The 24343-nt window shown below is 68.3% G+C and carries 21 protein-coding genes; 10 read left to right on the top strand and 11 right to left on the bottom strand.

Annotated elements, in window-relative coordinates; genetic code table 11:
* Positions 1-6: 6 nt before the first annotated feature.
* The gene (locus tag V8J38_RS15775; protein ID WP_291782814.1) at positions 7-639 is read right to left on the bottom strand and encodes a LysE family translocator; all 633 of its coding nucleotides are present in this window, start codon (positions 637-639) and stop codon (positions 7-9) included.
* Between the two features lie 183 nt (positions 640-822).
* Here V8J38_RS15775 and clpB point away from each other — a divergent pair, with 183 nt between their 5' ends.
* The 3 genes from clpB to V8J38_RS15760 all read left to right on the top strand — a co-directional run bounded on the left by clpB (position 823) and on the right by V8J38_RS15760 (position 4945).
* Positions 823-3408 carry an ATP-dependent chaperone ClpB gene (gene clpB / locus V8J38_RS15770; protein ID WP_338577075.1) on the top strand — a complete coding sequence of 862 codons (2586 nt, stop codon included), beginning with the start codon at positions 823-825 and terminating at the stop codon, positions 3406-3408.
* 7 nt (positions 3409-3415) lie between these two features.
* Positions 3416-4399 carry a hypothetical protein gene (locus tag V8J38_RS15765; protein WP_338577073.1) on the top strand — a complete coding sequence of 328 codons (984 nt, stop codon included), beginning with the start codon at positions 3416-3418 and terminating at the stop codon, positions 4397-4399.
* 210 nt (positions 4400-4609) lie between these two features.
* A complete protein-coding gene (locus V8J38_RS15760) occupies positions 4610-4945 on the top strand; it encodes a GIY-YIG nuclease family protein (RefSeq protein ID WP_338577071.1) in 336 nt (111 codons plus the stop codon).
* Between the two features lie 3 nt (positions 4946-4948).
* Here V8J38_RS15760 and V8J38_RS15755 read toward each other — a convergent pair whose 3' ends face one another.
* The 6 genes from V8J38_RS15755 to V8J38_RS15730 form a co-directional block, all read right to left on the bottom strand.
* Positions 4949-5305 carry a hypothetical protein gene (locus V8J38_RS15755; protein WP_338577069.1) on the bottom strand — a complete coding sequence of 119 codons (357 nt, stop codon included), beginning with the start codon at positions 5303-5305 and terminating at the stop codon, positions 4949-4951.
* 1030 nt (positions 5306-6335) lie between these two features.
* Entirely contained in the window at positions 6336-7736 is a 1401-nt protein-coding gene (gene lpdA, locus V8J38_RS15750; protein ID WP_338577067.1) for a dihydrolipoyl dehydrogenase, read from the bottom strand.
* The gene (locus V8J38_RS15745) at positions 7733-8215 is read right to left on the bottom strand and encodes a hypothetical protein (protein ID WP_338577065.1); all 483 of its coding nucleotides are present in this window, start codon (positions 8213-8215) and stop codon (positions 7733-7735) included. Before V8J38_RS15745 ends, lpdA begins: the two co-directional genes overlap by 4 nt.
* A gap of 6 nt (positions 8216-8221) precedes the next feature.
* Positions 8222-9868 (bottom strand): 2-oxo acid dehydrogenase subunit E2, encoded by a 1647-nt coding sequence (locus V8J38_RS15740; protein WP_338577064.1) that lies wholly within the window; start codon positions 9866-9868, stop codon positions 8222-8224.
* Position 9869: 1 nt separating this feature from the next.
* Positions 9870-10940, bottom strand: a complete 1071-nt coding sequence (locus V8J38_RS15735) for an alpha-ketoacid dehydrogenase subunit beta (RefSeq protein ID WP_422388347.1) — start codon at positions 10938-10940, stop codon at positions 9870-9872.
* 36 nt (positions 10941-10976) lie between these two features.
* Complete coding sequence (locus V8J38_RS15730; protein ID WP_338577061.1) at positions 10977-12206, bottom strand: 3-methyl-2-oxobutanoate dehydrogenase (2-methylpropanoyl-transferring) subunit alpha; 1230 nt, start codon at positions 12204-12206, stop codon at positions 10977-10979.
* A 148-nt stretch (positions 12207-12354) separates the two neighbouring features.
* On the opposite strand from V8J38_RS15730, the gene V8J38_RS15725 reads away from it, so the two are divergent.
* Together V8J38_RS15725 and V8J38_RS15720 are read left to right on the top strand one after the other, a co-directional pair.
* Positions 12355-12843 (top strand): Lrp/AsnC family transcriptional regulator, encoded by a 489-nt coding sequence (locus V8J38_RS15725; RefSeq protein ID WP_291782849.1) that lies wholly within the window; start codon positions 12355-12357, stop codon positions 12841-12843.
* A gap of 79 nt (positions 12844-12922) precedes the next feature.
* Positions 12923-13096, top strand: a complete 174-nt coding sequence (locus tag V8J38_RS15720) for a DUF1328 family protein (RefSeq protein WP_338577059.1) — start codon at positions 12923-12925, stop codon at positions 13094-13096.
* Here the strand turns inward: V8J38_RS15720 and pdeM are convergent.
* A complete protein-coding gene (gene pdeM / locus V8J38_RS15715; protein WP_338577057.1) occupies positions 13089-13832 on the bottom strand; it encodes a ligase-associated DNA damage response endonuclease PdeM in 744 nt (247 codons plus the stop codon). The genes V8J38_RS15720 and pdeM overlap by 8 nt on opposite strands.
* Entirely contained in the window at positions 13829-16459 is a 2631-nt protein-coding gene (locus V8J38_RS15710) for a ligase-associated DNA damage response DEXH box helicase (protein ID WP_338577055.1), read from the bottom strand. The genes pdeM and V8J38_RS15710 overlap by 4 nt, the downstream gene beginning before the upstream one ends.
* 52 nt (positions 16460-16511) lie before the next feature.
* On the opposite strand from V8J38_RS15710, the gene V8J38_RS15705 reads away from it, so the two are divergent.
* Positions 16512-19364: an ATP-dependent DNA helicase gene (locus V8J38_RS15705; RefSeq protein ID WP_338577053.1), complete on the top strand. Its 2853-nt coding sequence runs from the start codon at positions 16512-16514 to the stop codon at positions 19362-19364.
* A 252-nt stretch (positions 19365-19616) separates the two neighbouring features.
* Positions 19617-20090 carry a Cys-tRNA(Pro) deacylase gene (gene ybaK / locus V8J38_RS15700; RefSeq protein WP_291782870.1) on the top strand — a complete coding sequence of 158 codons (474 nt, stop codon included), beginning with the start codon at positions 19617-19619 and terminating at the stop codon, positions 20088-20090.
* Between the two features lie 5 nt (positions 20091-20095).
* Here the strand turns inward: ybaK and V8J38_RS15695 are convergent, their stop codons facing one another.
* Complete coding sequence (locus tag V8J38_RS15695) at positions 20096-20530, bottom strand: VOC family protein (protein WP_003166237.1); 435 nt, start codon at positions 20528-20530, stop codon at positions 20096-20098.
* Positions 20531-20632: 102 nt separating this feature from the next.
* Here V8J38_RS15695 and V8J38_RS15690 point away from each other — a divergent pair, with 102 nt between their 5' ends.
* Genes V8J38_RS15690 through hisC form a run of 3 tightly spaced genes read left to right on the top strand, consistent with a single transcriptional unit; the run spans position 20633 to position 23522 of the window.
* Entirely contained in the window at positions 20633-21691 is a 1059-nt protein-coding gene (locus V8J38_RS15690) for a DUF2125 domain-containing protein (protein WP_291782872.1), read from the top strand.
* A complete protein-coding gene (locus V8J38_RS15685; protein ID WP_338577047.1) occupies positions 21691-22383 on the top strand; it encodes a hypothetical protein in 693 nt (230 codons plus the stop codon). The genes V8J38_RS15690 and V8J38_RS15685 overlap by 1 nt, the downstream gene beginning before the upstream one ends.
* Positions 22384-22412: 29 nt before the next feature.
* Positions 22413-23522 (top strand): histidinol-phosphate transaminase, encoded by a 1110-nt coding sequence (gene hisC / locus V8J38_RS15680; protein ID WP_338577045.1) that lies wholly within the window; start codon positions 22413-22415, stop codon positions 23520-23522.
* 4 nt (positions 23523-23526) lie between these two features.
* On the opposite strand, the gene V8J38_RS15675 is transcribed toward hisC, so the two are convergent.
* A complete protein-coding gene (locus tag V8J38_RS15675; protein WP_291782880.1) occupies positions 23527-24318 on the bottom strand; it encodes a MipA/OmpV family protein in 792 nt (263 codons plus the stop codon).
* Positions 24319-24343 lie beyond the last annotated feature (25 nt).

Below are 24343 nucleotides of genomic sequence, written 5' to 3'. Positions count from 1 at the left end.
GCTTGTTCAGGTCCGCGTCTCCCAGGCGGTCCAGGCGGCGATGGCGATCAGCCCCAGGGCCATGGCGGCGCGCAGCGCCGGTCCCTGGGCGCGGGTCAGCAGCGCCCCGCCTGCGCGGGCGGCGGTCAGCACGATGGTGGCGTGGACGACGACGCTGACCAGGATGTGCAGCGCGCCCAGCGTCAGGGCCTGCGCCAGGGTCGAGCCCTGGGCGGGGCGAATGAAGCCGGGCAGCAGGACCACATAGAGCAGGGCCGCCTTGGGGTTCAGCAGATTGCCGATCAGGCCGCGCCGGAACAGGGCGCGTCGCCGCATCTGCACCGGGGCGTCGCTGGCGCCGCCGCCGGCGCTGCGCCACGCGTCCCAGGCCAACCACAGCAGAAAGCCGACCCCGGCCCAGCGGATGGCCTGATAGAGGGCGGGCCACAGCAGCACCGCCTCGGTCAGGCCGAAGGCGGCGGCGACCATCCACAGCGTCAGCCCCAGGGTGATCCCGGCCACGGCCGCCAGCCCCGCCGCCCGCCCCTGCGACAGGGAGACCAGCGCCAGCCAGCCCATGTTCGGGCCTGGCGTCAGCTCCATCAGCGCGACCGCCGCCAGAAACGGCAGGATGACGGCAGGATCAACGGGGAAGGGCATCACGCTTTCCAACCTCTGATTGCGCTCAGGCTAGGCCGGGACGCGGGGCCGCATCAATCGTGGGCGGCGTCCCCCTTGCGTGTCTCATCGGCCACACCCACCTCGTTTGCGACAGCTCAAGGCGTCGCTTCCTGTAAGGGCGCATTGAGTCGACATCCGCCTCCCGAGGGGAAACCGAACGCCATGAATCTCGACCTCTATTCCGACCGCGCCAAACAGGCCGTCCAGTCCGCCCAGTCGCTGGCCCTGGCCCGCCGTCACCAGCAATTCGCGCCCGAACACCTGCTGAAGGTGCTGCTCGAGGAGCGCGACGGCCTGGCCCGCAAGCTGATCGATCAGGCCGGGGGCGACCCGGCCACCGCCGAAGCCGTCACCGAAGGCCTGCTGAAGAAGCGGCCCCAGGTCGAGGGCGGCTCGGGCCAGCTCTACCTCGACGGCGACCTGGCGCGCGTCTTCAACGCCGCCGAAGAGGCCGCCAAGAAGGCGGGCGACGCCTTCGTCACCACCGAACGCCTGCTGGCCGCCATCGCCAAGGAAGGCGGGGCCGCCGCCGAAGCGCTGAAGTCCGCCGGGGTCACGCCTAAGAAGCTGGACGACGCCGTCGCCGAAATCCGCAAGGGCAAGACCGCCGACAGCGCGGGCGCCGAGGACAGCTTCGACGCCCTGAAACGCTATGCCCGCGACCTGACCGAGGCCGCGCGCGACGGCAAGGTCGACCCCGTCATCGGCCGCGACGAGGAGATCCGCCGCACCATCCAGGTCCTGGCCCGTCGCACCAAGAACAACCCCGTCCTGATCGGCGAACCCGGCGTCGGCAAGACCGCCATCGTCGAGGGCCTGGCCCTGCGGATCGTCAACGGCGACGTGCCCGAAAGCCTGAAGGACAAGAAGGTCCTGTCGCTGGACATGGGCGCGCTGATCGCCGGCGCAAAATACCGCGGCGAGTTCGAGGAACGCCTCAAGGCCGTGCTGAACGAGGTCGCCGCCGCCGAGGGCCAGATCGTCCTCTTCATCGACGAGATGCACACCCTGGTCGGCGCTGGAAAGACCGACGGCGCCATGGACGCCTCCAACCTGCTCAAGCCCGCCCTGGCGCGCGGCGAACTGCACTGCGTCGGCGCCACCACTCTGGATGAGTACCGCAAATACATCGAGAAGGACGCGGCCCTGGCCCGTCGCTTCCAGCCGGTCTTCGTCGAGGAGCCGTCGGTGGAGGACACCGTCTCCATCCTGCGCGGCCTGAAGGAGAAGTATGAGGTCCACCACGGGGTGCGCATCAGCGACAGCGCCATCGTCGCCGCCGCCACCCTGTCGAACCGCTACATCACCGACCGCTTCCTGCCGGACAAGGCCATCGACCTGATCGACGAGGCCGCCAGCCGCGTGCGCATGGCCGTCGATTCCAAGCCCGAGGCCCTGGACGAGATCGACCGCCGCCTGGTCCAGCTCAAGATCGAGCGCGAGGCGCTGAAGAAGGAGAGCGACACCGCCTCCCATCACCGTCTTGAGAAGCTGGAAGACGAGATCGACGACCTGCAGGGCCAGTCGGACGAGATGACCGCCCGCTGGAAGTCCGAGAAGGACAAGGTCGGCCAGGGCGCCCAGGTGCGCGAGACCCTGGACCGCCTGCGCCTCGAACTGGCCGCGGCCCAGCGCGCCGGCGACCTGGGCCGCGCGTCCGAGATCGCCTACGGCCAGATCCCCCAACTGGAGAAGCAACTCGCGGATTCAGAGTCCCAGGCGGCGGTCGCCGCCCCGCTCACCCCCGAAGTCGTCGACGCCGAACAGATCGCCGCCGTGGTCAGCCGCTGGACCGGCGTGCCCGTCGACAAGATGCTGGAGGGCGAGCGCGAGAAGCTGCTCAAGATGGAGGACGAACTGGGTCGCCGCGTGGTCGGTCAGGACGAGGCCCTGGCCGCCGTCTCCGACGCCGTGCGCCGCGCTCGCGCCGGTCTGAACGACCCCAACAAGCCGCTGGGCAGCTTCCTCTTCCTCGGCCCCACGGGCGTCGGCAAGACGGAGCTGACCAAGGCGCTGGCCGGCTTCCTGTTCGACGACGACAACGCCATCACCCGCATCGACATGAGCGAATACATGGAGAAGCACAGCGTCTCGCGTCTGATCGGCGCCCCTCCCGGCTATGTCGGCTATGACGAGGGCGGCGCCCTGACCGAGGCCGTGCGTCGCCGCCCCTATCAGGTCGTGCTGTTCGACGAGGTCGAAAAGGCCCACCCCGACGTCTTCAACGTGCTTCTGCAGGTGCTGGACGACGGCCGCCTGACCGACGGCCAGGGCCGGACCATCGACTTCAAGAACACCCTGATCATCATGACCTCCAACCTGGGCAGCCAGTATCTGGCCGACCAGCCCGAGGGCGAGGACGTCGAGGCCGTTCGCCCGCTGGTCATGGAACAGGTCCGCGCCCACTTCCGGCCCGAGTTCCTGAACCGCATCGACGAGATCATCCTGTTCCACCGCCTCGGCCGCGAACAGATGGGCGGCATCGTCCGCATCCAGCTGGCGCGTCTGGAAAAGCTGATGGCCGACCGTCGCCTGACGCTGGCCCTGGACGACAGCGCCCTGACCTGGCTCGCCGACAAGGGCTACGACCCGGTGTACGGCGCTCGCCCCTTGAAGCGCGTCATCCAAAAGGAGCTGGTCGACCCGATGGCGAAGAAGCTGCTGGCCGGCGAGATCGAGGACGGGTCGGTTGTGGCCGTGTCAGCCGGCGCGGACGGGCTGGAGATCGGCAAGGCTAGGGTGCACTGAGGGTAGCTTGACCGGTTCAGGCAAGCTGCCGTATCCGTGTTCTGTGGATCTTTTGCAAACGATACGGGCTGATATCGAGGCCGTGCCAGACGGCGAGCATACTGCTGGCTTGAAGGCTGTGTTGCATCATATCGAGATCGCTTATCGTCATCTGGCGCGGGGGCAAGCCGAAGGGGAGGACTCGGCTTTTAATGATGCGATCTATCGAACTAACCAAGCGTTCGAGGGGAGCATCAAGGAGGCGTATAGAGTTCTCGCAGAAAAAGACCCCTCTGGAAAAACGCCGGCGTCTATTGAGAAGTATCTAGAGCAGAAGAAGATTTTCAAAGACAGGGTTTTGGCCCAGTTGAAGGACTACAGGACGAACTGGAGGAATCCGTCAACACATGATTACAATCTTTTCTTTGATCAAGATGAAGCTTTTTTAGCTATTGTTTCGGTTTCTGCGTTTTCGAAACTTCTTATTCGGCAAGTTTCTGGTTTCATATCATTTAAAGAAGCCAAGGAGGCTGTGAAGGAGGTTGCGGCTCCTGTTCCTGAGGTCGTTGATTCCGGTGCGGTTGACGCGCCATATCTCGGATTTTTGATTAGAAAGCTTGTAGTTGATTTTTTCTCCAATCAGCCAATCTCTCAGTCTGAAAGCGTAAGTGAAACTAGACTTCTGGGTGGATTGGAGGGATATATTTCAACTTTGCTTCCAGATTTTGAAGTTGTTACTGACGTTGGTGTAGGTGATTCTCGTAATCGCGTCGATATGGTTGTTTTGGGTAAGGGGGCTTCAGTTTTTGTGGAGCTGAAGCGATGGCGGTATGGAGAGAGTTGGCGCGATGCTGGCGTTGCTCAGATGATGAGTTACCTTCACGAAGCGGGATCTAAAGAAGGTGTTGTGGTCTTTTATGACGTGAAGGAGACCACGTATGTCGAAGTCGGTGGGTTTGCCTCGGGCGATATTTCGGTAAGCGTGGTGGCCCCAGCCTCGGAGTTGCGTTGATCCGCGTCGGATTCGCTCTCTTTATTCCGTCATCCTCCGGCAAGCCGCGTCAGCGGCGCAGACCGGGGGACCCAGCGGCGCGCGGGAGCGCGAAAGATCCACGCTCGGCGGCCGTGCTAACATCGCCTTCGGCGCCGCTGGGTCCCCCGGTTCCGCGCTGCGCGCGGCCCGGAGGATGACGAAAGAGGGGGAGCGGCATAGGTTGTGCGCATGGCGACCCATCGCACCTTCATCGCGACCTACATCATGGCGAGCGGGCGCAACGGGACGCTCTACGCCGGCTCGACCTCCAATCTGGAAAGCCGCGTGTGGAAGCACAGGACGCGCGCCTTTTCCGGCTTCACCGACGCCTATGACTGCACCCGTCTGGTCTGGTTCGAGCAGCACGCCCTGATGCTTGATGCGATCCGGCGCGAGCGGCGCATCAAGAAGTGGCTGCGCGACTGGAAGCTGGCCCTGATCGAGAAGGACAACCCCGACTGGCGCGACCTCGCCGCCGACTGGTTTCCCGACCCGGACTGGACCCCGCCGCCGGGCGCCGACTGAGCCTCACCCCAGCACCGGCATCACCTCCACTCCGTCGCAGGGGAAGGGGTTCATGTGCGGGTGGTTCTCGAACAGCCGGGTCGCCGCCTCGTGGCTGTCGGCGCGCACGACCATGAAGACGGTCAGCAGGTTGACCACGTCGCTCACGGCGCCGTCGTCGTCGATGCGTTTGGTCGGGCCCAGCGGGCCGCCCTGAAAGACGATGGAGTCGCGGTGCGCCTCTTCCCAGGCGGCGACGGCGGCGACGCCGAGGCGGGCCGTCTCGGCCTGCTCGGCCTCGCTCATGGCGCGCCAGGCCCGCCATTTGGGGCCGGTCTTGTCGCTGGTGAAGACGGCCAGGTAATGGGTCTGCGCGCTCATCGAAGCCTCCCGTTTGCGCCAAGGGTCGGTCTTTCGTCGGCCGTGGGCAAGCGGGACCGCCTCCCCTTGTGGGAGAAGGAAAATCCGCCGGCCTTCACATCAAGGCTTCGCAGCGCCTGATATTTCCCGCCTCCGCGCCCCGCTCGTCCTCATCTCCCCGCCCCACCTCCCGCCTCCCGCATCCTGCCCCTCGTCCCGTCGCAGGGGAGGGCTCGCTCGGCCGGCGAACCGAAGCGGCGGCGGGAGCGGAGAGAACGGGGTCCGTGTCGGACCGTCGGCCTCCCATCGCGCGCGCCGGGCAAGGGGAACCCCAGCGGAAGGCGGCGACGGTTCGGGCGGGCGGTTCAGGATGTCCTGTGGGCGGCGGAACGAGGCGAACGCCTCCAACGTCGTTCCGCGGCCTCAAGCCGTGCGCAAGCGCGACCGGCCGCAGACATCGGGACGCGGAGCCGACGGGGTCTAGCGACGGGGCGTTCGACCCGTCCGTCAGAGAGGCTCCGGCCAGGGTCGAGGGGGTTACTCGGACCGTTCCAGGACCGCGTCGTCGCGCGGCCTGCCCGTCATGGGCGCCGGGGGTAGCCGCGAACAACGGCGCCTGCCCCGAGCTCATGTCCGACTCTTCGCGCGGGGCGTCGGCCTTCGTCGAAACGGTAAATCACATCTTCTCCGGGCGAAGCCCCGGCGCCCCGCCCAGCCCTTCCGCCGCCCGGTCACGCCGAGGCGGACAGACGCGTTCCTTCTCCCCTTGTGGGAGAAGGTGGGCGAGCGGAGCGAGGTCGGATGAGGGGTTTCGCGACCTCAAATCCCCGGCCTTCATCCAGCTTCGGAGAGACCCCTCATCCGGCCCTGACGGGCCACCTTCTCCCACAAGGGGAGAAGGATGCTCAGGCCGGGTCGGGTTGGGAGGTCCCGAAGGGCCGACGACCGCGGCCTGCTCGACTGCGCTCAAGTCGCGAGGGTCCGCGACCCGAGCATAGCGCCCTCAGCTGCGCTCAAGCAGCGAGCGACCGCGTCGCGAGCGATAGCGCCCTCAGATGTGTATGGCGTGGCCCAGCGCGCGCAGGGACGCCTCGTGGAAGGCTTCGCCCAGGGTCGGGTGGACGTGGATGGTTCCGGCCACGTCCTCCAGCACCGCGCCCATCTCCAGCATCTGGGCGAAGCTGTTGGACAGCTCCGACACGTGCTGGCCGACGGCCTGGACGCCCAGCAGGCGGTGGTCCGTCTTCGAGGCGATGACGCGGACGAAGCCGCCGTCCTCGCCCGCCTCGATGGCCAGGGCGCGGCCGATGGCGGCGAAGGGGAAGACCGCCTGAATCACGTCGTCGCGGCCCTTGACGTCGTCGGGGCCGAGGCCCGCCGAGACGATCTCCGGCTCGGTGAAGCAGACGGCGGCGATGGTGGTCGGGTCGAAGACGCGATCATGCCCGGCGATGATCTCGGCCACGACTTCGCCTTGCGCCGAGCCCTTGTGCGCCAGCATGGGCTCGCCGGTCAGGTCGCCGATGGCCCAGACGTTCTTCATGCTGGTGGCGCAGCGCTCGTCGATCTTCACGAACGGGCCGTTCATGGCCACGCCCATGTTCTCCTGGCCCCAGCCCTTCGTCCGCGCGCGGCGGCCGACGGTGACCAGCACCTTGTCGGCGTCCAGCTGCATCGGGGCGCCGTCCTTGTCGGTGACGTTCAGCTTGCCGTCTCCAAAGCCCCCGGCGCGGGCGCCGAGCAGCAGCTGGACGCCGTGCTTCTCCAGCCATTTGGCGACCGGGTCGGTCAGGGCCTTGTCGTAGAGCGGCAGGATGCGCTCGGCCATCTCGACGATGGCGACTTCGGCGCCCAGTTTGCGGAATGCGATGCCCAGCTCCAGGCCGATGTAGCCGCCGCCGACGACGACCAGCTTCTTCGGCACTTCCGGCAGGCTCAGGGCCTCGGTGGACGAGATCACGTCGCCGCCGAAGGGCAGGAAGGGCAGTTCGACCGGCTCCGACCCCGTGGCCAGGATGACGCGTTCGGCGGTGATGCGGATGTCGCCGTCATCGGTTTTGACGGTGCAGGTCTTGGCGTCCGAGAAGTCGGCCCAGCCCTTGATGACCTTGACCTTGGCCTTCTTCAGCAGGGCGGCGACGCCGGCGTTCAGCTTCTTGACCACGCCGTCCTTCCACTCGACCGTCTTGGACAGGTCGATGGCCGGGGTCGAGGCGGTGATGCCCAGCGTGCCCGCGTCAGACGCGGCCTTGGCCACCGTCTCAAACTTGCCTGCGGCGTGGATGATGGCCTTGGACGGGATGCAGCCGACGTTCAGGCAGGTGCCGCCGAGACCGGGCGACGCGTCCACCAGCACGGTCTCCAGCCCCAGCTGGCCGCAACGGATGCCTGCAACATAGCCGCCGGTCCCGGCGCCGATGATCAGGACTTTGGTTTTCAGGGTCTGGGTCACCTGTTCAGGCTCCTTAGTCGATCAGCTGCTACCCGAAGAGCTTCGGCGATACGCGGATCGTAGATGAAACGAGGTCCATCACTGTCGATGATGGACCAGCCAGAGTTGGGAAGAAGACGTGTCGGCAAGCCGTTACGTCTCAGATAGAGCACCACGACCGTGCCGCGCTCGGGAGGAAAGAAGCCGCATTCCCTGTCGACGCCGTTGATATGCCGCATACGGTGGATCTCGTCGGGGCCGACAGTCCCTTTGATGATCGCCACGGTGCGCCAGGTTAGCCGCGCATGGTCGCGCGTGAGCCAAGCACGTCCATCGAGCCGAGCCAAAACGACGCTGTCAGCTTGATCCCAATGCAAGCGCTGCCTTGCAAGATCTGCAGAATGGTCAGCATCGAACATCACCGTGCAGGCGATGGTGGCGCTCGGTCCCAAGAGGCACAGTATGCATGCGCCAATGGCTGCTGCGAGCGACGTTCGCATTCCGCTCTACATCCACAAGGTCGCCGGATTCTCCAGCAGGTTTTTGATCTTCTGCACGAAGACCGCCGCGTCATGGCCGTCGACGATGCGGTGATCGAAGCTGGAGGACAGGTTCATCATCTTGCGCACGACCATCTGGCCGTTCCGCACCACGACGCGCTCCTCGATCTTGTTCGGACCGACGATGGCGACTTCGGGGTGGTTGATGATGGGCGTGTGCACCACGCCGCCGAGCGTGCCCAGCGAGGTGATGGTGATGGTCGAGCCGGACAGTTCCTCGCGCTTGGCGCTGCCGTCCTTGGCCGCGCCCGAGACGCGGGCGATCTCCTCGGCCGTGTCATAGGCGTCGCGCGCCTCGGCGTGGCGGACGACCGGGACCATCAGGCCGTTCGGCGTCTGGGCGGCGATGCCTAGGTGGACGGCGTTGTGCTGGGTCAGCACGCCCGCCTCGTCGTCATAGGTGGCGTTGATGTTCGGCTGGTCCTTCAGGGCCACGACGATGGCGCGGGCGATGAAGGGCAGGACGTTCAGCTTGGCGCGACCTGTGCCCTTGTTCTGGGCGTTCAGGTGGGCGCGCAGCTCTTCCACCGCCGTCATGTCGATGTCCTCGACATAGGTGATGTGCGGGATGCGACGGACGCTCTCGGCCATCTTCTCCGCGATCTTGCGGCGCAGGCCGATGATGCGGACTTCGTTGGTTCCCTCGGCCCTGGCGTAGAGCGAGCCGCCCGAGGCTGTGGCGGGGGCGAACGTGCCGCCACGCGCGACGAAGGCGTCCAGATCGGCGTGTTCGATGCGGCCTGCGGGGCCGCTGCCCGGTACGAAGACCAGGTCGATCCCCAGATCCCGCGCGCGGTTGCGCACGGCGGGCGAGGCCAGCGGGCGCTCGCCCGGCTGGCGGCCGGTCAGGGCCGGAACGGGTTTGGCGTCGGCCTTGGGCGCAGCAGCAGGCTTGGCGGCCGGTGCGGCGACCGGAGCCGGCGCGGCCTTTTCGGCCTTCGCGGCGGGCGCCGGAGCGGCGGCGGGGGCCTCGGCGACATTGCCCTTGCCCTCGACCTTGAAGCTGACCAGCGGGCCGCCGACGGCGATCTGCTGACCGGCTTCGCCGTGCAGGGCGACGACGACGCCGGAGACCGGGCTGGTCAGTTCGACCGTCGCCTTGTCGGTCATGACCTCGGCCAGGATCTGGTCTTCCTGAACCGCGTCGCCGACCTTGACGTGCCAGCCGACCAGCTCGGCCTCGGCCGTGCCTTCGCCGACATCGGGCAGTTTGAAGACGTGGTTGGCGCCGGCGGCGGCGACCGGGGCCGGGGTGGCCTCGACCTTCGGCGCTTCGACCGGAGCCGAAGCAGGCTCGGGCGCGGCGGCGACCGGCGCAGGGGCTGGTTCGTCGGCGGTGGCGTTGCCTTCGCCCTCGACCTCGAACTCGGCCAGCGGGCCGCGCACGGCCATCATCTGGCCGGGCTCGCCGTGCAGGGCGGTGACGACGCCCGCGACCGGGCTGGTCAGTTCGACCGTGGCCTTGTCGGTCATGACGTCGGCGACGATCTGATCCTCGGCGACGGTATCGCCGACCTTGACGTGCCAGCCGACGAGCTCGGCCTCGGCGGTGCCTTCGCCGACGTCAGGAAGCTTGAAAACAAAACGACCCATCTTAGCGACCTCCCGTCATGACGGCTTTCAGCGCGTCGGCGACCCGCTGCGGTCCGGGGAAATATTCCCATTCAAAGGCGTGCGGATAGGGCGTGTCCCAGCCGGTCACGCGCGCCACCGGCGCCTCCAGGTGATAGAAGCAACGCTCCTGCACCAGCGCGCTCAGTTCGCCGCCGAAGCCCGAGGTTTTCGGCGCCTCATGCACGATGACGCACCGGCCGGTCTTCTTGACCGAGGCCTCGATGGCTTCGATGTCCAGCGGAACCAGGGTGCGCAGGTCGATGACCTCGGCGTCCACGCCCGCATGCTCGGCGCCCGCCAGCGCCACCCAGACCATGGTGCCATAGGCCAGGATGGTGACGTCGGAGCCTTCCTTCATCACGCGGGCCTTGCCGATCGGCTCGACGTATTTGCCGGTCGGGACCTGGGCCAGTTCCTGCGCCTTCCACGGGCTGACCGGCTTTTCGTGCCAGCCGTCGAAGGGGCCGTTGTAGAGGCGCTTGGGCTCGAAGAAGATGACCGGATCGTCGTCCTCGATCGCCGCCAGCAACAGGCCCTTGGCGTCATAGGGATTGGACGGGATCACCACCTTCAGACCGGCGATGTGGGTGAACAAGCTTTCCGGCGACTGGCTGTGCGTCTGGCCGCCGAAAATGCCGCCGCCATAGGGGCTGCGGATCACCATCGAGGAGGTGAACTGGCCACCCGAGCGATAACGCATCTTGGCCGCTTCGGAGACGATCTGGTCGTAGGCCGGATAGATGTAGTCGGCGAACTGGATCTCGACGACCGGGCGCAGGCCATAGGCGGCCATGCCGATGGCGGTGCCGACGATGCCGGTTTCCGAGATCGGGGCGTCGAAGCTGCGGTTCAGGCCGTGCTTCTTCTGCAGATGGTCGGTGACGCGGAAGACGCCGCCGAAATAGCCCGCGTCCTCGCCGTAGGAAACGACAGTCGGGTCTTCGGCCATCTTGACGTCCAGGGCCGAGTTCAGGGCCTGGATCATGTTCATCGGCGCAATGGCGGGAGCGTCCGGGGCGACCGACGCCGGGGCGTCCTTCTGGTCGACCATGTCGGCTTCAATCTTGTCGTTGATCTCGGCCATCACTCAGACTCCTACTTCGCGGCGCTGTTCGACCAGACGCCAGTCCTCGGTCGCATAGACCTCCTCGAACATGGTCTTCACGCTGGGGCGCGATTGGCCCAGCGTGCCGACGGCCTCGGATTCCTTGGCGGCGGCGCGGACCTTTTCGACCGTTTCTTTTTCGGCCTCTTCCTGCTGTTCGTCGGACCATTCGCCGATAGCGATCAGGTGCTGTTTCAGGCGGGCGATCGGATCGCCCAGCGGCCACTTCTCATGCTCGTCGCCGGGGCGGTAGCGGCTGGGGTCGTCCGAGGTCGAGTGCGGGGCGCCGCGATAGGTGAACAGCTCGATGATCGTCGCGCCCTGATTGGTGCGGGCGCGCTCCTCGGCCCACTGGGTCGCGGCCCAGACGGCCAGGAAGTCGTTGCCGTCGACGCGCAGGGCGGGCAGGCCATAGCCGATGCCCTTGGACGCGAAGGTGGTCTCAAGCCCGCCGGCGATGCCCTGGAAGGACGAGATGGCCCACTGGTTGTTGACGATGTTCAGGATGACCGGCGCGCGATAGACGGCGGCGAAGGTCAGGGCCGAGTGGAAGTCGCTCTCGGCGGTCGAACCGTCGCCGATCCAGGTGATGGCGATCTTGTCGTCGCCGCGGATGGCCGAGGCCATGCCCCAGCCCACGGCCTGAACATACTGGGTGCCCAGATTGCCCGAGATGGTGAAGAAGCCGTAGTCCTTGGCCGAGTACATGATCGGCAGCTGGCGGCCCTTGATGGGGTCTTCGGCGTTCGAATAGATCTGGTTCATCATGGTCGCGAGCGGATAGTCGCGCGCGATCAGAAGGCCCTGCTGGCGATAGGTGGGGAAGCCCATGTCCTCGCGGCTCAGGATCATGCCCTGGGCGACCGCGATGGCCTCTTCGCCGGTGCACTTCATGTAGAAGCTGGTCTTGCCCTGACGGTGGGCGCGGTGCATCCGGTCGTCGAAGGCGCGCGTCAGGATCATGGCCTTCAGGCCGCGACGCATTGTCTCGGGATCCAGCTTGGGATTCCAGGGGCCGACGGCCTTGCCTTCATCGTCCAGAACGCGGATCAGGCGGAAGGCGTGGTCGCGCATCTCGGCGGGGGCCGTGCCGACGTCCGGGCGGTCGACCGCGCCCGGCGCATCGAGCTTCAGGTGGCTGAAATCAGGCGTGTCGCCCGGCCGGCCCGAAGGCTCCGGGACGCGCAGCGACAGCGTCGGGGTGTTCTTCATCAATGCCTCCCGTCCGGTTGAACCGGCCGCGTTTCCTTATGAAGCAGGGCATAGCATGTCGGCTCACTGTTAGCTCTCCCAAAAACACCCTTGCCAAATGCTGATTTGGGGTATTTTATTGCGCAGAAAGCTAATTCGGAGAAAGCCTTTGGCCGACGAACTCGACCCCATCGACGCACGCATCCTCGACATCCTTCAACAGGACGCAGGCCTGTCCGTCGCCGAGGTCGCCGATCGCGTCGGCCTGTCGGCCTCGCCGTGCTGGCGCCGGATCAAGAGACTGGAGGACTCTGGCCTGATACGCAAGCGTGTCACGCTCTTGGACGCCGGACTTCTGGGCCTGGACTTCGAAGTCTACGCCATCGTCAAGCTGAGCCTGCCGACGCGCGACAACCTGCAGATCTTCGAACAGGCCGTCGAAGGCTGGCCCGAAGTCGTGCAGTGCGCCACCATCACCGGCCGCGAGGACTATGTCCTGCGCATCATCACCACCGACATGCACGCCTTCGATCAATTCCTGCGCGACAAGCTGCTGACGCTGGGAATCGTCTCCAATTGCGAGAGCCACATCGTCACTCGCGGGGTCAAGAACGTCACCACCCTGCCGCTGGGCATCATCACGCCGCACGTCAGCTGAGAGGCGTCGCCTTTCGGTCAGGCGGAACCTCCATTTCACGCGGCTCGTTGGCCTGAGGTGAAAAGCGGAGGTTTCCGACATGCTGAAATGGGCGCTCATCTTCGCCGTCATCGCCCTTGTCGCCGGTCTGCTGGGTTTCGGCGGGATCGCGGGCGCGGCGGCGGGCATCGCCAAATTCCTGGCTGTCCTGGCGCTGATCGTCTTCGTGGTCTTCCTCGTCCTGGGGGTGACCGTAGCCAGGAAGGTCACCTGAGGGTTTCGAACGCCACCGCGTGAACCTTGTCCCGCCCCAGAAGCGCGGCCAGGGGCGGGGTTGGGAACAATCCCGCGATCGCCGGATCGCGCACATCCAGGCCGCCGGTGAAGGCGCCGAAGGCGGGCATGATCAGCCGCCGTCCGTCGGTGACGAAACAGGGGCGGCGCACGCCTCGTCCATAGGCGGCGACGCGAGCGGCGGGATGCAGGTGGCCCGCCACCTCGCCCTGCGCGGGGTCGGGCTGCGGCTCGTGGATCAGGAACAGGCCGCCCAGCGCCAGGGTTTCGACCACCCGCCCGGGCAGGCGCTTGAAGGGATTGGCCAGCGCGCCGGCCAGGGCGTCCAGGTCGTGATTGCCCTCCAGCCAGATCCAGTCGCGACCCGCGGCCAGCCTCTCCAGCCGCGCCAGTTGGGCGCCGTCCATGCGCGACACAGCCTTTGAATCATGGAAGCTGTCGCCCAACAGGACGACCGCGCGCGGGTCCAGCGCGTCGATTTCGGCCTCCAGCCGGGCCAAGGTGGCGGGGCTGTCGTATGGCGGCAGCATCTGCCCGCGCGCCGCGAAGGCCGAGCCCTTCTCCAGATGCAGGTCCGAAGCGATCAGGGTCTGACGCCCCGGCAACCACAGGGCTCCGGAGCAGCGCAGCACGCAGGCTTCGCCGTTGACCGTCAGCTTCAACCCGCCGCACGGATGACGATAGGGCGACAGGATTTCCCGCAAGGCCGCGTTCACGCCGCCCCCTTCAGCGCTTCGGGCGCGTCTTCCATGACCTCGGCGATCAGGGCCTCGGCGCTTTCATCAAGGATCATTTCCGCCGCGTCCCCCACGACCCGTTCGCGTCCGATCTGCACCAGCACCGGCACGCAGAAGGGCGAGGGCCGGTCCAGCGCCTTGTGCATGATGCGGCCGTGGATGCGGCTCAGGAACTGGCCCAGCCGCGCCACGTCCAGCAGGCCCGTCGCTGCATCCGCCCGCGCCGTCCTCAGCAGCAGGTGATCGGGCTGATGGCGACGCAGCACGTCGTAGATCAGGTCGGTGGAAAACGTCACCTGCCGCCCGGTCTTTTCCGCCCCCGGTTGGCGCTGCTCGATCAGGCCCGAGATAAGGGCGCAGTTGCGGAAGGACCGTTTCATCATGAAGCTTTCCTCCAGCCAGGCCTCCAGATCGTCGCCCAGCATGTCCGGCTCGAACAGGGCGTCCAGATCGAGGTCGTCCATCGGTCGGATCGACCAGATGGCCAGCGAGTAGTCGGTGACCACAAAGCCCAGCGGCCCGACGCCCATCCGGTCCAGCCGCCGCGTCAGCAGCATGGCCAGGGTCGTGTGCGCCAGCCGCCCCTCGAACGGATAGGCGACCAGGAAATGCCGCGTGCCCCTCGGAAAGGTCTCGACCAGCAGGGTCTGCGCTTCGGGGATGGCGCTGCGCAACGCCTGAAGCTCCAGCCACTCCTGCACGTCGTACGGCAGGACGCGCCAGTGGTCGCGGTCCTGCACCATGCGCCGCACCCGCTCGGCCAGGGAGGTGCCCAGAGGGAATTTCGAGCCGCCGTAGGAGGGAATCTTCGGGTCTTTATCGACGGCGGGCGAGACCAGGGCGTCCGTTTTCACGATGCCCTGAAAGGCCCAGACCTGACCGGCGAAGACGAAGGTGTCGCCCGGCGTCATCTGCTCGAAATACCATTCCTCGGCCTCGCCGATCTTGCGGCCTGCGATCAGGTGTTTGCCGCCCCCGCGCCGCCCCGCGACGCGCACGTTCAGATTGGCGGCCGAGACGATGGCGCCGACGTTCATCCGGTGTCGCTGGGCCATCTGGGCGTTGCGGACGGTCCATTTGCCGTCGCGGGTTCGCACGATGCGGGCGAAACGGTCATAGGTGCGCAGCGCATAGCCGCCGGTGGCGACCAGATCGACCACCTCCTCGAACGCCTCATAGCTCAGGCCGCGATAGGGACCGGCCGTCGTCACCTCGGCGAACAGGTCGGGCAGGTCGAAGGCCTCCGAACAGGCGCAGCCCATGACATGCTGGGCCAGCGTATCCAGCGTGCCCGTATGTTCCGGCTCCCAGTCGAAGGCGTTCTCGGCCACGGCCTCGCGCGCCGCCTGACACTCCAGCATCTCGAAGCGGCTGGCCGGGACCATCAGGGCGCGCGACGGCTCGTCCAGTCGGTGGTTGGCCCGGCCGATCCGCTGGACCAGACGGCTGGCCCCCTTAGGCGCGGCCAGCTGGATCACCAGATCGACATCGCCCCAGTCGATGCCGAGGTCCAGCGTCGAGGTGCAGACTACGGCCTTCAGGTCGCCGCGCGCCATGGCCGCCTCGACCTTGCGCCTCTGCTCGGCGGCCAGGGAGCCGTGATGCAGGGCGATGGGCAGGTCGTCCTCATTGATCGCCCACAGCGACTGGAACACAAACTCGGCCTGCCAGCGGGTGTTGACGAAGATCAGGCTGAGCCCTGCGCGCCGGATGGCGTCATAGACTTCGGGGATGGCGTGAATGCCGGTGTGGCCCGCCCAGGGGACCCGGCCTTCCGAGACCAGCACGTCCACCACCGGCGGCGCGCCGGGGTCGCCGAGGACGACGCGAATCCCTTCTCCCCTTGTGGGAGAAGGTGGGCCCGAAGGGCTCGGATGAGGGGTGCCTCCAGGGCGAGATGAAGAAGCCTCGGCAACGTCCCGAGACCCCTCATCCGTCAGGCTCCGCCTGCCACCTTCTCCCACAAGGGGAGAAGGGGAGAGCCAGTCGGCGATCTTTTGCGGATCATCCACCGTCGCACTCAACGCCACCCGACGCATTTCAGGCGCGAACGTCTGCAACCGCGCCAGCCCCAGCGCCAGCAGGTCGCCGCGCTTGCCGCTCCAGATGGCGTGGACCTCGTCCAGCACCACGCACTTCAGATCGGCGAAATAGTCCCTCGCCCCCTCCCAGGCGCAGAACAGGGCCAACTGCTCCGGCGTGGTCAGCAGGATGTCGGGCGGGAAGTCGCGCTGGCGCTGCTTCTTCGACTGTTTGGTGTCGCCGGTGCGGCTCTCGACGTGGATGTTCAGCCCGATCTCGCGGATGGGCGTCATCAGGTTGCGCTCGACGTCGGTGGTCAGGGCCTTCAGCGGCGACAGATAGAGGGTGTGAACGCCTGATCCCTGCCCGGCCTCGGGCCTCGGGCCGCGCTCGGCCAGATCGATCAGGCTGGGCAGGAAGCCCGCCAGAGTCTTGCCTCCGCCCGTCGGCGCCACCAGCAGGGCGTGCTTTCCGGCCTGCGCCGCCGCCACCATTTCCAGCTGATGCCGACGCGGCGACCAGCCCCGACCGGCGAACCAGTCGGCGAACAGCGGCGGAAGCGTTGCAGTGATCGGCGGCGTCACGACAGGCCTATAGCATGTTCCCGTTCCGTTTCGTCACCTCTGGCGCTATCTAATGAGGGTGACTGTCGAATCCGCCGAGATCAGCACCGCGTCGTCGCTGACGTTCGACCTGCCGCCCGCGTTGGCTACGCCGCCGGGAGCCGGCGCCGTGTGCGACGATCAGGGCGCGCGCAAGATCGGGCGCGGCGCCGCTGAGGGCCTGTTCACGGGCGGCGACGTCATCGTAGCCCACGCCGGGCTGACGGCGCGGCGGCTGGGTCTGGCGCCGCCGCCGCGCTCGGCCGAGATGCTGGACGCGCTGGAGCTGTTCGCCTTCGTGCGCCCCGCCCGGTTCTGCGCCCCGTCGGCCACCGGGCTGGCCCTGGCGCTGGGGCGGGAAGAGCCGAGGGGGGCGGAGGCTCAGGCCGCCGCCCTGCGCGCCGCCGCCGCCGACCTGCTGGCCGAACTGGCCGCGCCCGCCTACCCGGGACGGGAGGAGGCCTACACGCTGGCCCTGACGCTGGAGCGCGCAGGCTGGGGTTGGGCGTCGCGGGTGCTTCAGGCCCTGCGCGCCGGGCCGTTGCGCAGCCGCCAGCAGCGCGGCTCGGGCCTCGACGTCTGGGCTCGCCTGCAGGAGTGGGAGGACGAGGCGCCGCGCGGCGAGGCCGGGTCCGCCCCGGTCGATTCCGAGAGCGCCCGCATCCGTCTGGACAAGCTGCTTCAGGCCTCGGGTCTGGACGAGACGCGGCCCGCCCAATCCGACTATGCGGCCGAGGCCGCCTATGCCTTTTCGCCGCGCAACGAAGAGGGCCGTCCGCGCGTCCTGCTGGCCGAGGCGGGGACCGGCACGGGCAAGACCATGGGCTATCTGGCGCCCGCCAGCCTGTGGGCCGAACGCAACGTCGGGGCGGCGTGGATCTCGACCTACACCCGCGCCCTGCAACGCCAGATCGACCGCGAAAGCCGCGCCCTGTGGCCCGACGAGGCAGAGCGGAGGCGCAAGACGGTGGTCCGCAAGGGGCGCGAGAACTACCTGTGCCTGCTGAATCTTCAGGACATGGTGCAGGCGGCGCAACTGGGGAACGGCGACCTGATCGGCATGGCTCTGGCCGCGCGCTGGGCCGCCCATACCCGCGACGGCGACATGACCGGCGGCGACTATCCCGGCTGGCTGCCCGGCCTCTATGCCACCGCGCCCCTGCATCAGGCGGGCCCGGCCAATCTGGTCGACCGACGCGGAGAATGCGTTCACGCCGCCTGTCCCCACTATCGCCTGTGCTTCGTTGAAAAGACCATTCGGGCCAGCCGTCGGGCCGATCTGGTGGTGGCCAATCATGCGCTGGTGATGACGCAGGCGGCCTTCGACGGCGCCCGCACCGCCCGCGGTCTGAAGCAGGACGGCGAAACGGCGGCGCTGAAACGCATCGTCTTCGACGAGGGCCACCACCTGTTCGACGCCGCCGACAGCGCCTTCTCAGCGTGTCTGTCGGGGCAGGAGGCGGCCGAACTGCGCCGCTGGATCAGAGGGCCCGAGGGGCGCGGCCGTCGCGGACGCGGGCTGGAGCAACGGCTCGGCGACCTGACTGCCGACAACGACGCCGCGTCCAAGGCCCTGAAGGACGCGCTGCAGGCCGCCGCGCAACTGCCCGGCGAGGGGGTGTCGGGCCGCATCGCTCCGGCGTCTGGCGAGGTGAACCCGATCGGGCCCATCGAGCGGTTTCTGGTCGCGGCGCTGGAGCAGCTGCGCGCCCGCGCGGCCGAGACCGGCGGCGCCGAGTTCGGGCTGGAGTGCGCCCTGCGCCCCGTCACCGAGCCGGTGCTGGAAGCCGCGCGCGAGGCCGCCCGCGCCATCGCCGCCGTCGAGGCGCCCCTGCTGGCCCTGTCGCGCCATCTCGAGGACATTCTGGACGAGGAGGCGGCCGAACTGGACGGCGCCGCCCGCGCCCGCATCGAGGGGTCGCTGCGCGGGCTGGACCGGCGCGCGCGCATGACCCTGCCGGGCTGGCGCTCCATGCTGGCGGCGCTGGAGGAGGGCGGCGATGAACCGGACCCTGATTATGTCGACTGGTTGTCGGCGGAAGCCGCTTTCGGCCGCATCCACGACGTGGCCCTGCGCCGCCACTGGATCGACCCCACCGTGCCGCTGGAGGCGGCGGTGGTCATGCCCTCGCATGGGGTGCTGGTGACCAGCGCCACCCTGTCCGATCCGGCGGCGGAAGACCCGTTCGACCTGGCCCGTCTGCGGACCGGGGCGGCCCGCCTGATCGAACCGGCGCGGACGCTGAAGGTCGACAGCCCCTTCGACTATGCGACCAACAGCCGAATCATCGTCGTCAACGACCTGGTCAAGGACGACCCGCGCCAGATCGCGGCGGCGATGCGCGAACTGTTCCTGGCGGCGGGCGGCGGAGGCTTGGGCCTGTTCACCGCCATCCGGCGGCTGAAGGCGGTCTATGAGCGGCTGGGGCCGGAGCTGGCGCGGGCGGGCCTGCCGCTCTACGCCCAGCACGTCGATCCGCTGGAGGTCGGAGCGCTGGTCGATGTCTTCAGGGCCGAGCGCGACAGCTGCCTGCTGGGCACCGATGCGGTCAGGGACGGGGTGGACGTGCCGGGGCGGTCCTTGCGCGTTCTGGCCTTCGACCGGGTGCCGTGGCCGCGTCCGGACCTGCTGCACAAGGCGCGACGCGAGCGGTTCGGCACGGGCTCGGGCGGGCGTTCGTGGGACGACGCCCTGGCGCGCGGGCGGATCGCTCAGGCGTTCGGCCGTCTGATCCGCCGCGCAGACGATCGGGGCGTCTTCGTCATGCTGGACGCCGCCTGCCCGACGCGCCTGTTCGCCGCCTTGCCGCCGGGGACGGAGGTGCTGCGCCTGGGCCTGGCCGAGACGGTGGAGTTGACCAAGGGCTTCCTGGCGGAAACGGGCTGAAGCCTCCGCTCCCTCTTCTTTCGTCATCCTCCGGCAAGCCGCGCAGCGGCGCTGACCGGGGGACCCAGCGGCGCCGAAGGCGATCTTTGCTGCGGGCGCTGCGCGCGGGTTTTCGCCCTCCGGGCGCCGCTAGGTCCCCCGCTCTCCCTCGCTTTCGCGAGGGGCGCCGGAGGATGACGAAAGAAAAGGGGCCTGCGCATGATCGCTCTGTCGGTTATTCAAAGCGCTGCGCTTCAAACTGACCCAAGGCCCATGTCCAAGACCACCTCCGCCACTGTCGCCCTGACCAACGCCGGCGTCGCTTTCGAACTGCATCCCTACGATTACGACCCCGAAGCGCCGCGCGTGGGCCTGCAGGCGGCCGAGGCCCTGGGCTGGGCGCCCGAGCAGGTGTTCAAGACGCTTATGACAGTGGTGGACGGCAAGCCCGTCTGCGTCGTCGTGCCGTCCGACTGCGAGGTCAGCATGAAGAAGCTGGCCGCCGCCGCCAGGGGCAAGTCGGCCCAGATGATGAAGCCCGCCGACGCCGAGCGCCTGACCGGCTTCAAGGTCGGCGGCGTCAGCCCCTTCGGCCAGAGGAAGGCCGTCCCGACCTTCATCGACGAGACGGCGATCCTGTTCGACCGGGTGCTGATCAACGGCGGCCAGCGCGGCCTGCTGCTGGAGCTGGCGCCGGACGAGGCGGCGCGCGCCTGCACGGCGACGTGGGCGGACCTGACGGCCTGACCGGCCTAGCTCTCGAACGTCACGACCACGCTGTCGGCGGAACGCTCGGCCTCGCCGTGGAACACCGCCTCGATGTTGTTGCCGTCCGGGTCGAGCAGGAAGGCGGCGTAGTAGCCGGGGTGATAGGGCCGCTCGCCCGGCGCGCCGTTGTCGGTTCCGCCCGCCGCCAGCCCCGCCTTGTGGAAGGCTTCGACCATGGCGCGGTCCTTCGCCTGGAAGGCCAGGTGGCAGCGGCCCGTCGGCCGGCCCTGCGCGGCGATGCTGTCCACCGCCGAGACGAACAGTTCGTCGGCCCAGAAGAAGCGTTCGGCTTCGCCGCCGATCGGCACGCCCAGGGCCTCCAGCACAGCGCCGTAGAAGCGGCGGCTGGCCTCCAGGTCCGGCGTCACCAGTTGCAGATGGTCGATCAGCCGGCCGCGATGAAGCTGCTGCGTCTCCATGGTCCTCGTCTCCTGTCAGATTGCGATTCGAACGGGCGGCAGCCTGGCCTGTTCCTGCTGACAGGACGTGTCAGCAGCCGCTCATCCTGCTAAAGCGCGCTCATGACCGACGCCGTCCCGCATCACAGCCGTAAGGGCTTGATCATCCCCTTCGCCATCGTCGCCGTGGGCCTGGTCCTGTGGACCGGCTGGTGGTTCTTCCTGACCCAGCAGATCGAGCGGCGCATGGAGGCCAAGATCGCCGGGCTGCAGGAGGGCGGCTGGACCATCCAGCATGCCGGGATATCCACCACCGGCTGGCCGATGCACGCGCGGGTGACGATCAAGCATCTGGACGTCGTCGCCCCGTCCGGTCATGCGATCGCGGCGCCGGAGATGATCGCCCAGGCCAACGCCTACAATCCTACGCGCTGGGTGCTGGCGGCGCCGGACGGCCTGACCGTCACGCGCGCAGAGAAGGGCAAGACCGCCATCCGCGCCGAGGGCATCCGCATGAGCGTGCACGGCCTGACGCAGCGCTGGCCCAATGTGGCGCTGGAGCTGGAGAAGCCGGTCTTCACCGCCCTGCCGGACGCCGAGCCCTTCCCGCTGAAGCAGGCGCGTCTGGTGCAGTTCTACATGCGGCCGCACCTGGTCGGCTCGGACACGCCGACCGATGATGTGGACGTGCTGTTCCGTCTGGTCGACGGCGAGGGCCGCCCGAACGGCCCGGTCGAAGGCTTCACCCAGTCGGGGATGTTGAACGCGCAGATCGAGGCGGTGATCGAAAAGGCCTCGGCCCTGCGCAAGGGCGCGGACGCCAAGGGGCTGCTGACCGCCTGGACGGCGGCGGGCGGCCGCTTCATCGACGTGAAGGGCCAGCTGCAGGCCGGCGAGAGCAAGGCCTTCGTCTCCAGCGACGCCCTGTCGGCGGACGGCAAGGGCCGGCTGGAAGGCGAGGTCTTCGTGCGCGCCGAGAAGCCGCTGGCGGCCATTGTCGGCCTGGCGGGCGCCCAGCAGGGCGGGGCGCTGGACCGCGCCGCCGCCGCCAGGGCCGCCGCCGCCACGCCGCAGGGCGGGACCGGCGACGACGGTCAGGGCGTGGAGCTGGCCATCCTGTTCCGCGGCGGCCGCACCTATCTGGGGCCGTTCGCCCTGGCGCCCGCGCCGCAGCTGTTCTGATGCTGATCGAGCCGCCCGCCGACGAAGCGCGCCTGTCGCTGGAACGCGCCGTGGTCGAGGCCGCTCGCGCCCGGCTGGCGGCGGGGCCGCGCGGCTCGGTCGACGGCGACGCCATCGCACTGCGCGCGGTTCTGCAAGGCGCGAGCCTGTCGGAAAAAGCGGCGGTGCGCGCCGTGCTGGGACGGCTGGAGGCGGCCGACGGACGGCCGTTGATCGCCTGCGGATCGTTGTCGCAGATGCTGGCGGCTGACCGCTGGGGGCTGGCGGCGCGGCCGATGGCCGAGGCCGATCAGGCCCTGATCGCCGTGCGCGACGGGGCGGCGAAGAAGACGCGCGCCCTGATCGATCTGTCGGCGCGGCCGTGGTGGGGGCGGCTGCTGGCCCTGCCCATGCTGAAGGTCATCGCCGCCTTGCCGGATGACGCCGCCGGGGCGCCGCGCGCCCTGATGGTCGGGACCGAGGCGCCGGGGCCGACCGGCGACGACCGCACCTTCTGGGTCACGGACAGCGGTTGGCCGGACGCCCGCATCGTCGAGGCCCTGGGCCAGGCGGGCCTGGCGGCTGAATTTCTGTCGGGCGGAGGCGGGTTGAAGCTGTTCGTCCTGACGGGCTATGTGCAGGCGGAAGACATCAGGCTGGACGGCGCGCCCGGCGGCCTGACCGGCGTCATCGGCGCCGCTCCCGTCTTCTGAAACCCAGCGGCCGACAGGATGACCCGCGCATGACCGAAGCGAACGCCCCCGAGGGATCGCCTCAACCCAAGAGCGGCGTGCTGGACATCGCCCCCTATGTCGGCGGCAAGAGCGCCATCGCCGGGGTGGCCAAGCCGATCAAGCTGTCCTCCAACGAAAACGCCCTGGGCGCGGGCGAAAAGGCGCGCGAGGCCTTCGCCGCCGCCGTCGCCTCGATCCACCTCTATCCCGACGGCCGGGCCGACCGACTGCGCGCGGCGGTGGCTGAGGCGCATGGGCTGGAGCCGGAACGGCTGATCTTCGGCAACGGCTCGGACGAGGTCTTCGCCCTGCTGAACCAGACCTATCTGGAGGCCGGCGACAACATCGTCACCAGCCAGTACGCCTTCGTCGCTTATCAGATCTCGGCCCGCGCCTGTCAGGCCGAAGTCAAGCAGGCGGCTGAGCCGGACTTCCGCGCCGATGTCGACGCCATGCTGGGCCTGGTCGATGAGCGGACCAAGCTGGTCTATCTGTCGAACCCGGCCAATCCGACGGGCAGCTTCGCCACGGGCGAGGAGATCCGTCGCCTGCACGCGGGCCTGCCGCCCCACGTCATCCTGGTGATCGACGAAGCCTATGCCGAGTTCGTGACCGAGCCGGACTGGGAAAGCGCCTTCGACCTGGCGCGCACGGCGCCCAACATCGTCGTCACCCGCACCTTCTCCAAGCTGCACGGCCTGGGGGGCCTGCGCGTCGGCTTCGGCTATGCGCCGCTGGCGGTGGAACAGGCCATCGACCGCATCCGCCTGCCGTTCAACGTCTCCCTGCCGGGGATCGAGGCGGCCATCGCGGCGTTGGGCGACGAAGCGCACCAGAAGGCCTCGCGCGACCTGGTGGCCGAGTGGCGGCCGCGCCTGATCCAGGCCGTCAAGGGCTTCGGCTTCGAGGTGTTCCCGGCCTCGGGCAACTTCATCCTGATCCGCTTCCCGGATGCGAAGCGCCCGGCCTCGGCGGCGCAGGACTATCTGCAGTCCAGGGGGATCATCGTGCGCGGCGTGGCCAGCTATGGCCTGCCGGACTGCCTGCGGGTGACGGTCGGGACCGAGGATCAGAACCGCGCCGTCATCGACGCGCTCAGCGAGTTCGCGGCGGGCTGACGCCTCAGTCGCCGCTGTTGAAGCGGACCACGCCGATCACGCCTGCGCGCCAGACATGGTCGTCCTCGATCAGGGGGCTGTCCTTGATGTCGCCCAGGCGCTGTTCGTAGTTGAAGAAGGCGCCGACGCCGTAGCGGTCGCCGATCGGCACGGCCAGCAAGGCCGCCGCGCCCGCCGCCGACAGGCCGCCCGAAGGCGTGAAGGCGGCGTAGTCGGTGTTGGCCGCCTCCTGGGCGGTGACGCCGTAATAGCGCTGGACCCGCTCGTCGCTGCCGCCGCGCATATAGGCCATGGTCTGCAACAGGCCGATGGGCGTCACGCGCTGGTGGCTGACCGAGCCGTAGTATTCCAGTCCGGCGTCGTCGCCCGTGGCGTCATGCTGGATGCGGCCGCCGACCACGATGTTCCCCGGCAGGCGCTTGAAGGCGTAGAGCGCCGCATCGGCGCCCAGGTCCGGCCGGTCCATGCCGTCGATATCGCCTGCCGCGAAACGAGGGCGAAGCTGGACGCCCGCATGGAAGCCGTCGCGCTTGATGGCGTTCCAGCCCAGGCCGTCCAAGCCGTTGGCGTAGACGATGTCGCGATAGGAGGCCGAGCCCCAGGCGGTGAAGTTGAAGTCTTCGGCCTTGTCGCCCGACACGCTGAAGCCGCGCACGAAGCCGCCGCCGACATCGACCTTCCACGTCTGCGGCGCCTCGACCGGCTGGAACGGCTGCGACTGCGCCAGGGCTGCGGCGGGCAGGCCGGCGAAGGCGGCGGTCAGGAGCGCGAGGCGGACGGTGGAGCGGAAAATCATGAGCGGGTCCCAGGTCAACAACTGA

The sequence above is a fragment of the Brevundimonas olei genome (assembly GCF_037055245.1).
Classification (GTDB): domain Bacteria; phylum Pseudomonadota; class Alphaproteobacteria; order Caulobacterales; family Caulobacteraceae; genus Brevundimonas; species Brevundimonas olei.
The sequence above is the reverse complement of the archived record's forward strand: the minus strand, read 5'-3'. Positions and strand labels throughout refer to the sequence as shown.